At 59.3% G+C, this 12,558-nt stretch carries 13 protein-coding genes; 8 read left to right on the forward strand and 5 right to left on the reverse strand.

Features of this window, described 5'->3' with window-relative positions; translation table 11 throughout:
* Positions 1–144 precede the first annotated feature (144 nt).
* The gene (locus ACK509_RS16305) at positions 145–912 is read right to left on the reverse strand and encodes an IclR family transcriptional regulator (protein ID WP_410767625.1); all 768 of its coding nucleotides are present in this window, start codon (positions 910–912) and stop codon (positions 145–147) included.
* 123 nt (positions 913–1,035) lie between these two features.
* Here ACK509_RS16305 and ACK509_RS16310 point away from each other — a divergent pair, with 123 nt between their 5' ends.
* The 3 genes from ACK509_RS16310 to ACK509_RS16320 all read left to right on the forward strand — a co-directional run bounded on the left by ACK509_RS16310 (position 1,036) and on the right by ACK509_RS16320 (position 4,081).
* Entirely contained in the window at positions 1,036–1,356 is a 321-nt protein-coding gene (locus ACK509_RS16310; protein ID WP_410767626.1) for an EthD family reductase, read from the forward strand.
* Between the two features lies 1 nt (position 1,357).
* A complete protein-coding gene (locus ACK509_RS16315) occupies positions 1,358–3,052 on the forward strand; it encodes a thiamine pyrophosphate-binding protein (RefSeq protein WP_410767627.1) in 1,695 nt (564 codons plus the stop codon).
* A gap of 84 nt (positions 3,053–3,136) precedes the next feature.
* Positions 3,137–4,081, forward strand: coding sequence for an NAD-dependent epimerase/dehydratase family protein (locus ACK509_RS16320; RefSeq protein WP_410767674.1), 945 nt, complete (start codon positions 3,137–3,139; stop codon positions 4,079–4,081).
* A gap of 7 nt (positions 4,082–4,088) precedes the next feature.
* Here ACK509_RS16320 and ACK509_RS16325 read toward each other — a convergent pair whose 3' ends face one another.
* From ACK509_RS16325 to ACK509_RS16335, 3 genes are read right to left on the reverse strand one after another with little or no spacing between them, the layout of a single operon-like run.
* On the reverse strand, positions 4,089–4,442 hold the full coding sequence (locus ACK509_RS16325) for a cupin domain-containing protein (RefSeq protein ID WP_410767628.1): 354 nt from the start codon (positions 4,440–4,442) through the stop codon (positions 4,089–4,091).
* 53 nt (positions 4,443–4,495) lie between these two features.
* Complete coding sequence (locus ACK509_RS16330) at positions 4,496–5,092, reverse strand: HD domain-containing protein (protein WP_410767629.1); 597 nt, start codon at positions 5,090–5,092, stop codon at positions 4,496–4,498.
* Positions 5,093–5,094: 2 nt separating this feature from the next.
* Positions 5,095–5,826, reverse strand: a complete 732-nt coding sequence (locus ACK509_RS16335) for an EthD family reductase (protein WP_410767630.1) — start codon at positions 5,824–5,826, stop codon at positions 5,095–5,097.
* A 144-nt stretch (positions 5,827–5,970) separates the two neighbouring features.
* Between ACK509_RS16335 and ACK509_RS16340 the strand changes: the two genes are divergently transcribed.
* Complete coding sequence (locus ACK509_RS16340) at positions 5,971–7,221, forward strand: M24 family metallopeptidase (RefSeq protein WP_410767675.1); 1,251 nt, start codon at positions 5,971–5,973, stop codon at positions 7,219–7,221.
* A 283-nt stretch (positions 7,222–7,504) separates the two neighbouring features.
* Positions 7,505–8,431, forward strand: coding sequence for a DUF1028 domain-containing protein (locus tag ACK509_RS16345; protein WP_410767631.1), 927 nt, complete (start codon positions 7,505–7,507; stop codon positions 8,429–8,431).
* Positions 8,432–8,522: 91 nt separating this feature from the next.
* Here ACK509_RS16345 and ACK509_RS16350 read toward each other — a convergent pair whose 3' ends face one another.
* Positions 8,523–9,053 carry a quinol oxidase gene (locus ACK509_RS16350; protein ID WP_410767632.1) on the reverse strand — a complete coding sequence of 177 codons (531 nt, stop codon included), beginning with the start codon at positions 9,051–9,053 and terminating at the stop codon, positions 8,523–8,525.
* A gap of 205 nt (positions 9,054–9,258) precedes the next feature.
* Between ACK509_RS16350 and ACK509_RS16355 the strand changes: the two genes are divergently transcribed.
* From ACK509_RS16355 to ACK509_RS16365, 3 genes are all read left to right on the forward strand, one after another.
* A complete protein-coding gene (locus ACK509_RS16355; RefSeq protein ID WP_410767633.1) occupies positions 9,259–10,785 on the forward strand; it encodes a cobyric acid synthase in 1,527 nt (508 codons plus the stop codon).
* Positions 10,786–10,869: 84 nt separating this feature from the next.
* Positions 10,870–11,016, forward strand: coding sequence for an HVO_A0556 family zinc finger protein (locus ACK509_RS16360; protein ID WP_410767634.1), 147 nt, complete (start codon positions 10,870–10,872; stop codon positions 11,014–11,016).
* Between the two features lie 294 nt (positions 11,017–11,310).
* Positions 11,311–12,555, forward strand: coding sequence for an ABC transporter substrate-binding protein (locus ACK509_RS16365; protein ID WP_410767635.1), 1,245 nt, complete (start codon positions 11,311–11,313; stop codon positions 12,553–12,555).
* Positions 12,556–12,558: the final 3 nt, after the last annotated feature.

The following is a 12,558-nucleotide window of genomic DNA, read 5'->3' on the forward strand; positions in this document are numbered from 1 at the left end:
GTCAGCGTATCTCGCGCTGGTCGGAATCACGAGACATTACATCAGTACATTTGTAATACTTCGACATCAATTTGAGATGAACACGGTGCAAAAACCAGCTCTCTGAGCAAGATAGTTCGAGTAGTTCGAACGAAAAGGCGAAGTTCAGGAGAAGTTGAGGTTGATTTCGACTTCGTTTGCCGCTCCGAGCAAGAGGTCCGCGATGTCGCCAGTCAGCCGGTCGTCGTTGAGTCGATTCGACGGTCCAGAGATACTGAGCGCACCGACTGGAATGCCATCGGTGTCGGTGATAGCCACACCAATCGCGTGGAGTTTCGGGACGATTTCTTCGCGGTTGAGCGCGTACCCTCGTTCGCGAATCGTCGCTAACTCTGTGCTGAGTTCGTCCGGATCGGTAATCGTCTTCGTGGTCTTCGCGGGGAGGCCATGTTCGTCGATGATTTCGTTCACTCGCTCGTCTGAGAAGGCCGAAAGAATCGCTTTGCCAGCGGCGATTTGATGGAGGTACGTCTGTGTTCCATCGCGGGCGGGCGTCCGCACCGACTGGTGGCCGCCAGCACCGTAGAGGTGGACACCGCGGCCCTGTTCCTCGGTGATGCACCACACTTTTTCACCGGTCTGCTCGGCGAGTTCCTCGACTTTCGGCCGTGCAACCTCGTACAGTGGATGTTCGTTTCGGGCGTGGATACCGAAGTCAAGGAGTCGAAGACCGATTCGATAGCCGTCGTCGTCGGGGACGACGAACCCTTCGCGCTCGAGCGTCTTCAGGTGTCTGTGGACCGTACTCTTCGCTAACCCGAGTTCCGTGGCGAGCGCGGTCGGACCCTGTGGCCCGTCAGTCTTCAGGCATTCGAGGATAGCAACGGCCGTCGTCGCCGTCTTCACCGGTCTACGTTGTCCCTCCTGCGTCATGGTACGACACTCGTGAGGCAGAGACCAAAAGTCTTGTTCGAATCTTTCGAACGCGAGGGGCAGACCGGAAGACTCCGCGACGGCGATAGAGCAAAGTAATCCCGAGTGGGATATCGGACGCACATGATTAAATTGGTGAATTTGGTCGTCAAAAAGGACGAGTATTCGCACGAGGAGTTCGTCGAGCGCTGGATGGGTGACCACGCCGAGATGGCAAAGGAACTCCCCGGGCTGAAGAAGTACGTCACGAGCCTTCCGACCGCACCAGAACGCTCCGAGTACGACGGCGTCGTCGAACTCTACTTCGAAGACATGGGTGCGTTGAAAACGGCGTTCGAATCCGAAATAGGCGAAGCAGTCAACGCCGACGCCGCAGAGTTCATCGACATGGAACAAGGACCGACGCTGTACGTCGACGAAGAAACCCAACTGGACGACGCGTAAGATGAACACGAGCGAACGACTCGTCGCGTCACTCGAAGCCCTCGGAGTCGAGCGGATGTTCGGCTACCCCGGTGGTCGCGTCATCGAACTGTTCGACCACCTCCCCGAATCGAGCGTCGAACTCGTTCGCCCACGTGACGAGCGAGAGGCGAGTGTCATGGCCGAGATGCACGGTCGGTTGACAGGCGAACCCGGCGTTCTCGCTGGGCAAGGCCCGTGGATTGGTAGTCTCGGCCTCATCGGACAGATGGAAGCACGACTCGCCTCGTCGCCGATGGTGACGATTACCGAAGCGTCCGAGCGCGGTAATTACTCCACGCTCGCACCGTATCAGCAAGCACGCGGCGATTACGGCGGTCTCAACCTCCCGAAGATTCTCGACGGCGTCACCAAAGAACACTGGTTCCCACGAACCCCCACCGAGACGGTTCGGAGCCTTCAACTGGCGTTTAAACACGCAATTTCGGGGCGTCCGGGGCCGACCGCAGTCATCCTCGACGGCGACGCCGTGACCGCGGAGTTTCCCGACAGTTCGACACCGCGAGTGTGGGACGATACTCGGCAGACTGCGACGTGGAAGGCAGCACCGAGTGCCGACGACGTTGCGGCCGCGACGCTCGCACTCGAAGGTGCCGAACGACCCGTCATCGTCGCCGGAAACGGTGTCCACGCCGCCAACGCCTACGACGAATTGCAGACGGTTGCCGAGGGGTACAACGCCGCCGTTGTCACCTCGTATCTCGGAAAATCGACGTTCCCCGAGACGCACGAACTCGCTGGTGGCGTCATCGGGTCGTTCGGCCACGAAGGGGCGAACCAACTCGTGAGCGACGCAGACGTGTTGCTCGTCGTTGGCTGTCGGTTGAATCCGATGGACACCAACTGGCAGGCCCCAACGTTCATCCGACCCGACGAGCAGACGATTGTACACGCCGATATCGAGCCACAGAACGCCGGTTGGGTGTATCCCGCCGAGATTGGACTCATCGGTGACGCCGCAGAGACACTCCGAGAACTCGCCGAGTCGGGCGGGAACGACAACGACTGGGCCGAAAGCGAAGCCCAAGAAGCCCGAAAATCGTTCCATGCACCAGAGTGCGAGTCCGACGCAGTGCCGATTCTCCCGCAACGCGCTGTCGCCGAGATTCAGAACGTTATCGACGAGGATACCATCGTCACCGCCGACTCAGGCAACAACCGTTTTTGGCTCCTGAACTACCTGCAAGTCTCGGCAGTCGAGACCTACTACGGTTCTGGCGGCGTCGGCGGGATGGGATGGGCGACTCCGGCCGCAGTTTCGGCCGCGCTCGCAACCGACAAACACGTCATCGGCGTCACGGGCGACGGCGGGTTTGCGATGACGATGACGAGCGTCGAAACCGCCGTCGAACACGGTGTCTCACCGACGTTCGTCGTCCTCAACGATACGAGCCTCGGCATGGTCAGACAGATGCAACACGGACCAGACGATATCGCAGGCGTCGAATTCCACGACACCGACTTTACGAAGGTTGCCGAAGCCTTTGGCGCAGTCGGTACTCGCGCCGAAACACCTGACGAACTGGCCGACGCACTCGCAGACGGGAAGAAGAGCGACCGTCCAACGGTCATCGACGTTCGTATCGACCGCGACCAAGACATGGCTGAGACGCTTCAGTCGTCGTTCTATACGACCGTTGGCGGACTCCACGAGTAGGCGAACAGCCGCAGTCGTGTTTCTTGCGGGAAACATTTTTCTCACCTGCTGTGGACGTAGGAGATAATGTCATCATCTACCGTGATGGTCACTGGCGGAACCGGATTTATCGGTTCGTACGTCGCGCAGGACCTCCTCGAATCCGGCCACGACGTCGTCGCCTACGACCTCTCGACGGACCCTCGTATCCTCGACAAACTCGGGATCGGCAACGACGTGACCATCCGTCGAGGTGACGTAACGGACCCGACAGACGTGTTCCGTGCCGTCCGTGAGACAGGGGCGACCCACATCATCCACCTCGCCGCCCTCCTCACGACCTCGGCGCGGGCGAACCCCCGTGCCGCACTCGACGTGAATATCACGGGGACGAACAACGTCTTCGAAGCGGCACGGGCACTCCCGGACCAAGTCGAGCGCGTCGCGTGGGCGTCTTCGGCCGCCGTCTACGCCCCACCGACCAACTACGGCGAGTCGTTCGTCACCGAATCCGACCTCGTGTATCCAGACACCCTCTACGGGGCGACAAAGGAGTACAACGAACACCAAGCAAAGGTCTATCACAAGGACTTCGGCGTCTCGCACGTCGGTCTGCGGCCGACTGTCGCGTACGGTCCATACCGCGAAACGGGGGGCTCTGCCTTCCTCGCAAACATCGTCGAGAAACCGGCACTCGGTGAACCGTTCAGCGTCGAATACGGCGACCAGATTATCGACTGGCAACACGTCCGCGACATCGCACAGGCGTTCAGGCTGGCCGCATTCGCACCTGAATCGGACCTTACACAACGGGTCTACAACGTCCGTGGCGAGTTAGCGACGATTCGAGAGGCCGCAGAGATGGTCGAGAAAATCCTCCCCGATGCAGACCTCACAGTGTCGGACGAAGGCGACCTCCCGTGGACCCAGCAACTCGATATGACGAAAGCACAGACCGATTTGGGATACGACCCCGCGTACGACCTCGAAACGGGATTCAGGGACTACATCAACGTGCTTCGGTCTGAAAACGGATTAGAGACTGTCTGAGTACGGGTTAATCCAGCACGACGCCGTCGTCTTTGACGTTCGGTGCGCCGACGACGAACACCTTCCCGTCTTCGAGACAGTGCAACTGTCGTTCTTCGTCTGGTGAGACGACGACGACCGACCCCGGTTCGAGTTCTATCGACTCGTCGTCGAAGACCATCTCGAACCGACCAGAGAGGACGTGATAGAGTTCTTCTTGTTCCTTTTGCTTGTGTCTCGTGCCGTGGCCACCCGCCTCGAACACCCAGACAGACGGCCGCATCTTCTGTGGTCGCAGTTCGTAGCCGACCGGCAGAAGCTTTCCTCGGGTAACGTCGGCATCGTACAACTCCATCTCGTTCAGGTTGACGTGTTTTCGCATGACTACGAATCACACGGGGCGAACAAAGTCGTTACTGGGCACCGGCCACGACGCTACGATTGCGTCTGTGAGTACTGTTTCACCCACTCGTCGAGGCTGATTCCCATCGTGGCCTGCGTAATCGCGTTCGAGGAGATGGAATTGGCGCTCTTTACGAGTTCGGCTTCGAGCGTCCGTTTCGGAATCTCGCCGATGAAGTGTGGAATCGCCCGCTGGACCGCAAGTGGACACCCGACTTCGTGAGCAAGGGCGTAGCCCGACAGCGAGTGTGGAATCTCCTCGGTTGCGTATTCGGAGTCCGGCGCGTCGATTCGGTCCGCATCGACGAACTCGACGTACTCGTAGCACTTGCCTACGTCGTGGAGCAGGCAGGCGGCGCGAATCACGTCGAAGTCCGGGTCAGCGCCGTGGAAGTCGCGCTGTTCTTCGGCCCCCCGGACGGCAATTCGCGTGACGCCGCGCGTGTGTTCGACGTTCGAAACCTCGTGGATGTTCCACGCGTAGGGGATGTCTTCGATATCCAACCAGCCACCGCGAGCGAGTCCGAGACACCACGCTTCGATGACCTGCTCGCGGAGGTCGCTAGAGTCGATATCGACGAGTTCGGGGAACGCCGCAGTGACCTGTTTTCGGTAATTGGGTTCGGGCATACTCACACCGTCGTGTCCGCTGTTTCGTCCTTCTGGACGGTCTCTTGGCCGACGAATCGCGGGCGGTCGCCGAGTGAGAGGAAATTGTCCACATCCTCTCTCGGAGCCTTCGCTTTCGGGTGGTCTGGGTCGTAGTCGCGGGAAGATTCGTGGCCGAGTCCGGCGCGGAGTGCATCGAGGTTTTCGAAGTAGAGTTCCGCTACGCCATCGAACTCGGCGTTTTCGGGGTCAGTCGGGACGACTCGTGCGTATCTGACGACACCGGGAATCTCACGGGCGAGCAGAACGTGTGTGTTGGCCCAGTGGTCGAGAAATTCGTCGTGGGTCATGCCGTCTTTCCGAACGAGAAACGCCGAGTGTTTGTACAAGCCAGTGGTGTCGCCCCCAGTCTCGTCTTTCTCGATGACTTCCTCGCCGATGAATCGGGGGCGACTTCCGATATCGAGGAAGTTGTCCACATCTTCACGGGCTTTCTTCGCATAGCCTTTTTCGGGGTCGTAATCGCGTGACCCCTCACTGCCGAGTGCGTCGTGGAGGGCGTCGAGGTCGTCGAAGTAGAGTTCGGCGATGCCGTCGAATTCGGTGGCCTCGGGGTCGGCGGGAGTGACCGTCTGATAGCGGACGACACCTTCGATTTGGCGTGCAATCGGCGTGTGATTCTCCTGCCAGTAGGTGACGAATTCGTCGTGAGTCATCCCCGATTTTCGAACGAGAAGGGCGACGTGCTTGTACATGCGTACACGGTTCGGCGATTCGAATAATAAATCATGAGGTACGTTTGGGTGAAAATCAGGGTACGGAAGCGCGAGAGTACTCTACAATAATTTAATGTGATAGTCCTGTGTGGTATCACCATGCCTTTCCACGAACGGGACTTTATGAGTGGAACTCGCGGGACGATGGCCGTCGATTGGGAGGCCCGAATCGACGTCAAACGGATGCGAGAAGAGCGAAAGTCGCGGGCGCTCGAACGAATGCGCGACGCCGGACTCAGTAGTATGCTCTTGTTAGACGACCCGAACATTCGCTACGTGACAGGTCTGGCCATGACCGGCGGGTCGGGCGCAGACCACTACTCGCTCTTACTCGAAGACGGGCAGGTCGTCCACTGGGACACCGCAGACCACGCGAGCAACCAACGCTACAACTGCCCGTGGTTGGACGACATTCGGTACGCGTGTCCGGGGTTAGGAAACGTCCCGCGGGCCTCGGGAAGCGACTCTGCACGGAGGTTCTTACTCGATACGATGGCTCAAGGCGTGGTCGATGCGCTCGAAGAGTACGGTCTCGCCAAAGAGCCGATGGGCATCGACGTTGCCAACGGCGGCCTGCTCGACGCCTTCGAATCGAAGGGCGTCGATGTCCAACCCGAACCCTGCCTGAAGGCCATGGAGAGCGCACGAAAGACCAAAACCGACGACGAAATCGAGTGTCTGCGACAGGTCGCCGCCATCTGTGAATCGGGCTTCCAAGCAATCGTCGAGAACGCCAAACCAGGCGCTCGGGAGTCTGAGGTGTGGGGTGACGCAGTGCGAGAGATGTGGCGACACGGCGCGATGGTCCAAGGCGGCTATCTCACCTCGGGACCGAACACGTGGCCGAAGCACCAAGCAAACACGACCGACCGGATGATTCGCCCTGGCGACCTCGTCTACGCTGACTGCTACAACATTGGCTATCTCGGCTACCGGTCGTGCTACTATCGGACGTTCTCGATGGGCGAACCGACACAGGCACAGAAAGACGCCTACGAACTCGCCCGCGACAACCTCTATGCCGTCCTCGACGAAATCGAACCCGGGAAGACGACCGACGAGATTGCGATGGCCTTCCCAGATATGGAGGGTGAACACGCCGAGTGGTACGGCGCGACCGACCACTGGCAGATGACGACGAATCACTGGGCACACGGCCTCGGTCTCCAACTCTACGAAGTCCCGCTCATCTGGCGCGGCCTCTCACCAGACCACCCCATCGAGATTGAAGAAGGGATGACGATGGCGGTCGAGACCCAAGAGCCAGCAGAGAGACAGGGCGTTCGCGTCGAAGAGATGGTCGTCGTCCGCGACGACGGCGTCGAACTGCTCAGCCAGTGGCCGGTCGAAGAGATAACCGTCATCGACCACTGACGGTGTGAGCGTGGATTTTAAACAGGATATATTGAAATGCTGAGATAGCCACCGTTCCCGTTTGCAATTTTCAAAAATTGTGGAAATTGTTCGTTCGAGATGTTCAAAACAATTCTTTCTAAAGGATTCAAATTGGATAGTATTCGACACAGAGGCAGCGATGAAGATACTGTAATTTTTCGTAGACAGTACACACGTTCGTCGTTCGGGAGCGAAATCTCACCCCCAGCCAACACCGCCGGGAGGTGAATTCTTATTCGACCACAGTGTGTCGGTGGCGACGATGAAACCGCGTCCATCCACGTTCTCTATCGTCGCCCGCGACCCGGATACCGACGCCGTCGGCGTCGCCGTCCAGTCGAAGTTCATCAGTGTCGGTTCTGTCGTCCCGTTCGTCAGCGCCGATGCAGGTGCAATCGCAACCCAGAGCTTTGCGAACGTCGCCTACGGCCCCGACGGCTTGGATGCGCTCCGCGAGGGCAAGACGGCCGCCGAAACGGTCGAACTCCTCACCGAGGGCGACGACGAAGCCGAAAGCAGACAGGTGGGTGTCGTCGGCCAAGACGGGAGCATCGCCGCCTTCACCGGCGAGGCCTGTTTCGACGTGGCCGACGATATCCAAGGAGACAACTACACCGTCCAAGGCAACATCCTCGAGAATTACGAGACACTCGAAGCGATGGCAGAGGCGTTCGAGACCACAGCGGGAGGGCTGCCCGAGAAACTCCTCGCCGCGCTCCACGCTGGTAACGACGCTGGCGGCGACAAACGCGGCGAACAGAGTGCCGCGATGTACATCGCCAAGCCCGAAGGTGGGTACGACGGCGGCAACGACCGGTGGGTTGACGTTCGTGTGGACGACCACGAACATCCAATCGACGAACTCGAACGGGTGTTTCGTCTGTACGATATCACACTGCTCGCCCGAGAAGCCCCCGAAGAAGTCCAGTCACTCACCGGCGAAACTGCACGAGAAGTCCTCGAAACACTCGGAGAACTCGGCTTCTACGACGGGGCGCCGAGCGACTCGTTCGGCGACGAAGCACAGGACGCACTCGAGTCGTTCCGCGGGATGAACAACTTCGAGAATCACACGCTGACGGTACTCGAAGACGCAATCGCTCGCGGGTGGAGTGACGCCGATGGCGAGGAAGAGACAAAGCTCGTCAATGCGATTTGGCACGGACTGTCTCGACTCGACAGAAAGTAGGACTCAGTAGAAGCGTTTGGAAAACCGAAACGGGGAAGAAAGGAAACAAGACGCCGTTCACACCACCACCACGCCATCGCACATCCCCGGCTTAGCCGAGGATGTATCTGAGGGCGGGGCGCTGGCGGACGAATTCGGTCTTTTCGATGATTGCGTCGACGCCGTAGATGCGGCCCAGCGCGAGGGTGCCGATGATGGCGAAGAGCATCAGGCCGAAGAGGTCACCGTTGACGAAGCCGTGCGCGAAGTCCGCGTTCCCGAGGTAGAAGAACACCATCAGGAAGCCGCCGAAGAAGGCGGCGAGGCGGGTGAGCGCGCCGACGAGGATTCCGAGGCCGATGAGAACCTCACCGAGCGGAATCATGAAGTTGGTCAGCTCCATCAGGATGGGGACGCCAGCGACCCACGCGAGGAGGCCGTGGACGAGCGTTCCTTGCGTTGCACCGACCATCCATCCCGCGGCGTTAAACGGCTCTGCGGCGAGGTATTTGGTCACCCCAGCGTGGAGGAACCAGTAACCCGTCAGGAGGCGAACCAGCACGAGGACGTAGCCGGTTAGCCCTTCGTTGTAGTTGAATTCAATCTGCTGTCCCAGCATCTCGACTTGGGCGTTCGTGGTCATTTTTTCTCACCTTACATCTGAATAGTCGCCCGGAATGGGAATATAAATACAGCGTCATTTTCAATTTCATAGAATTGGGAATCATCGAAAAGCGAGCGACAGAAGCCCTGTAAAAGCAGATGAGAAATCGTGAACTAACTGGGCATTAACGACGAATCATCCCGAACCGGTAGTTTTGACCCGCGTCCACGCGAGAACCAACGCAATGACAGCGCCGACCCTCCTCGTCGCCGGAACGGCCAGCCACGTCGGCAAGAGTACGGTCGCCGCTGGACTCTGCCGACTGCTCGCAAACGATGGCTACGACGTAGAACCCTACAAAGCGCAGAACATGAGTAACAACGCCCGAGCGGTCGTTACTCCCGACGGCGACGACTTCGGCGAAATCGGGGTCTCGCAGTACGTCCAGGCCCGGGCCGCACGAGTGACGCCGACCACCGACCACAATCCCGTATTGCTCAAACCTCACGGCGACGGGAAGTCGCAACTGGTCGTACAGGGAAAGGCCGTCTCGGTCAACACTGCCGGAAATTACTACGACGACCACTGGCACGCCGCCCGAACGGCGGCACTCGAATCTCACCAACGATTGGCACAGCGGGCCGATATCGTCGTCGCCGAGGGTGCAGGGTCGATTGCCGAAATCAACCTTCACGACCGCGACCTAGCGAACATCGAAACCGCGCGGTTCGCCGACGCACGGATTCTCCTCGTCGCTGATATCGAACGCGGCGGTGTCTTCGCCAGTCTCGTCGGCACACTCGAACTCCTCCCCGACGACGTTCGAGAACGGGTCATCGGCGTCGTCATCACCAAATTCCGCGGGAGTCTCGATATCCTCGAACCCGGCCTCGATGCCTTCGAAGACCGAACCGGTGTCCCAGTCTTCGGTGTACTCCCATACGACGACCCCGGACTCCCCGAAGAAGATAGTCTAGCGCTCCCATCGGAAGGAGCAAGAGCAACCTTCGGCGGCGAGGACGGCGTTGCGGACGACCACGCAGTCACCATCGGCGTCCCGCGATTGCCACGTATCTCGAACGTTACCGACTTCGAACCACTGGCGGCGACACCGGGCGTTCGCGTCGTCTCGCTCCCACTGACTGCCTCGCTCGAAGACATCGATGCCGTCGTCCTTCCGGGGAGCAAGAACACCGTGGACGACCTCATTGCACTCAGAGACGCAGGATTCGAGGAAGAGTTACAGGAGTTCGACGGCCCACTCGTCGGTATCTGCGGTGGCTACCAACTCCTCGGCCAGCGAATCGAAAACGCCGACGTGGAGAGTACGCACGACGTGACCGAAATCGACGCACTCGGCTATCTCCCAACGGTAACTCGGTTCGACCCTGAAAAACAGGTCAGAGCGGTGACCATCGAGTTCGACGGTGCGGGGCCACTTGCCGGTGCGAGTGGTCCCATCAGCGGGTACGAGATTCACCACGGGGCGACCCGAATCGTCGGTGAAGCGGTTTCGCTCGCGGGTGACGGTGCGGCGACTGAGCGCGTCGCGGGGACGTACATCCACGACCTGTTTGCGAACGACGGTCCACGAGCGGCGTTCATCGACGCGGTGTACGCGCATGCAGAGAAAACCCGCCCACAGGGAGTTGTCGGTGGGACCGACGAAACCGGCCCGTACGAACGCGCTGCGAATCTCGTCGGGTCCGCAACGGACGTGCAGAATCTCCTTTCGACCCTCGGCCCGTCACGCTGTTCACATCGTCAGTGACCGTTCAACGTGTGTACAACGATTCACAGCACAATATTCTGTTCTGGAGTAATGTTCATTAGTTATGAATACCGAGTATGTACTATGTCCGAATCTTCACTCATTTTCGAGACGATGGCCGACGACGACTGCACCTACTGCGACGATGGGACGCTCGTGTTGAGTTCCTACAAGGATAACGACGCAATCGTCTGCGACGACTGCGGAACACCCGCAGTGCAGGTGTGGTAAGTAACGAGCGTAATCGGGTGTACTCGGTCGAAGGCACCCACGTTCCCCGACCGCTCTTACTACCACTACCTTGTTGACTCCCTGTGAGGACGACCTGACTCCCTGCTGAATCGCCTCTACTGACCAGTCTTCACCCCGTCTACCGACCAACCCGTATTTTCGGCAGCCGTGACGTATCGAGTAGTCGTTCTTCGCTCATCAGTAGGCAGAGAGGTCGCCCGTTACCAACGTGTCAGTTTTAGGCTGGCAAAAAAATTCGAAAGCCATTTATTAGTTTAGGGTGGCCTAAATCATATGGGAAAGAAGTTCTTCGACGACGTCACACCGACCCGCCGGAGCTACCTGAAGAGTGGTAGTGCGGTACTCGCAGGCGGGTTGCTGGCCGGGTGTACGGGGCAAAGTGGCTCTGAGACAGAGACCGAGACAACTGAGGCGACGACGGCTGCGACAGAGACGGACGCGACCGAGACGACGGCCGCTGACTCCAGTTATTCGGTGTCGATGTCGCCGGTCGGCGAGGTCACGTTCGAGTCAGTTCCGGAGAACGTCATGGTGTACAGCCTCCTGTACGCCGACATGGCGGTCGCGTACGGCCACGGTGACGCGGTGAACTCTCTCGGCTTCGACAGTGACGCCGGAGGCCGGACACTCGACGCTTACTACGACCGCCTCGATGGTGTCTCGTTCGACCGTGAGGGAATCGCCCAGCTCAACAACGGCTCGAGCAGTATCAGCGTGGACAAAGAACTGCTCTACGAACTGGACTCTGACCTCCACCTCATGGACCCCGCGCTGGCCGTGAGTTTCGACGGGTGGGAACAATCGGACGTCGAAGAGGTCGGCGAAACCATCGCGCCGTGGTTCGGCAACGTGTACAGTCGGGCACACAGCACGCCACCGGAACCCTATGCCGACGGCTACGAGTACTACACGCTCTGGGAACTCTCCGAGAAGGTTGGTGCGGTGTTCCAAGCCGAAGAACGCGCCGCGGAACTCAAATCCGTCCACGACGACTTGGTCGAGACGATTCAGTCGAACCTCCCACCGAAAGAAGAGCGACCGACCGTCGGCGTCGTCATCTTCATGAGCGATACGTTCTACCCCTCGAAAATCAACGTCGATGGGTTCGCAACGTCGCACATCCGCCCGCTCGGCGTCACAGACGCCTTCGCGGCCGACGACGTAACCTACGAAACGTCGTACGACTACGAGACGATGCTCGAAATCGACCCCGACGTCCTCCTGCACAGTTTCGGCGTCGCCTCCTACTACGACGTGAACAGCATCGAGCAGACGCTCGCAGACCATCCCGTTGGGAGCGAACTCTCCGCAGTCAAAAACGGCCGCGTCTACCCCTCGGGCAACCCCGTACAGGGCCCGATTATGAACCTCTTCCAACTCGAAATGACCGCAAAACAGCTCTTCCCCGAGCAGTTTGGCGAGTGGCCGGAGTACGACGGCGGTGCCTATCCTGAGATTCCAGAAGAAGAGCAGTTGTTCGACCGACAGCGCGTCGCCGACATCGTGGCGGGGAACTAAGAT

The sequence above is a fragment of the Haloferax sp. DFSO60 genome (genome assembly GCF_046557615.1).
Lineage (GTDB): Archaea > Halobacteriota > Halobacteria > Halobacteriales > Haloferacaceae > Haloferax.

Bases quoted from the DNA above. Each gene is read 5' to 3' on its own strand.
- ACK509_RS16305 (WP_410767625.1), bottom strand. From the start codon at position 912: ATGACGCAGGAGGGACAACGTAGACCGGTGAAGACGGCGACGACGGCC.
- ACK509_RS16310 (WP_410767626.1), top strand. From the start codon at position 1,036: ATGATTAAATTGGTGAATTTGGTCGTCAAAAAGGACGAGTATTCGCAC.
- ACK509_RS16315 (WP_410767627.1), top strand. From the start codon at position 1,358: ATGAACACGAGCGAACGACTCGTCGCGTCACTCGAAGCCCTCGGAGTC.
- ACK509_RS16320 (WP_410767674.1), top strand. From the start codon at position 3,137: ATGGTCACTGGCGGAACCGGATTTATCGGTTCGTACGTCGCGCAGGAC.
- ACK509_RS16325 (WP_410767628.1), bottom strand. From the start codon at position 4,442: ATGCGAAAACACGTCAACCTGAACGAGATGGAGTTGTACGATGCCGAC.
- ACK509_RS16330 (WP_410767629.1), bottom strand. From the start codon at position 5,092: ATGCCCGAACCCAATTACCGAAAACAGGTCACTGCGGCGTTCCCCGAA.
- ACK509_RS16335 (WP_410767630.1), bottom strand. From the start codon at position 5,826: ATGTACAAGCACGTCGCCCTTCTCGTTCGAAAATCGGGGATGACTCAC.
- ACK509_RS16340 (WP_410767675.1), top strand. From the start codon at position 5,971: ATGAGTGGAACTCGCGGGACGATGGCCGTCGATTGGGAGGCCCGAATC.
- ACK509_RS16345 (WP_410767631.1), top strand. From the start codon at position 7,505: ATGAAACCGCGTCCATCCACGTTCTCTATCGTCGCCCGCGACCCGGAT.
- ACK509_RS16350 (WP_410767632.1), bottom strand. From the start codon at position 9,053: ATGACCACGAACGCCCAAGTCGAGATGCTGGGACAGCAGATTGAATTC.
- ACK509_RS16355 (WP_410767633.1), top strand. From the start codon at position 9,259: ATGACAGCGCCGACCCTCCTCGTCGCCGGAACGGCCAGCCACGTCGGC.
- ACK509_RS16360 (WP_410767634.1), top strand. From the start codon at position 10,870: ATGTCCGAATCTTCACTCATTTTCGAGACGATGGCCGACGACGACTGC.
- ACK509_RS16365 (WP_410767635.1), top strand. From the start codon at position 11,311: ATGGGAAAGAAGTTCTTCGACGACGTCACACCGACCCGCCGGAGCTAC.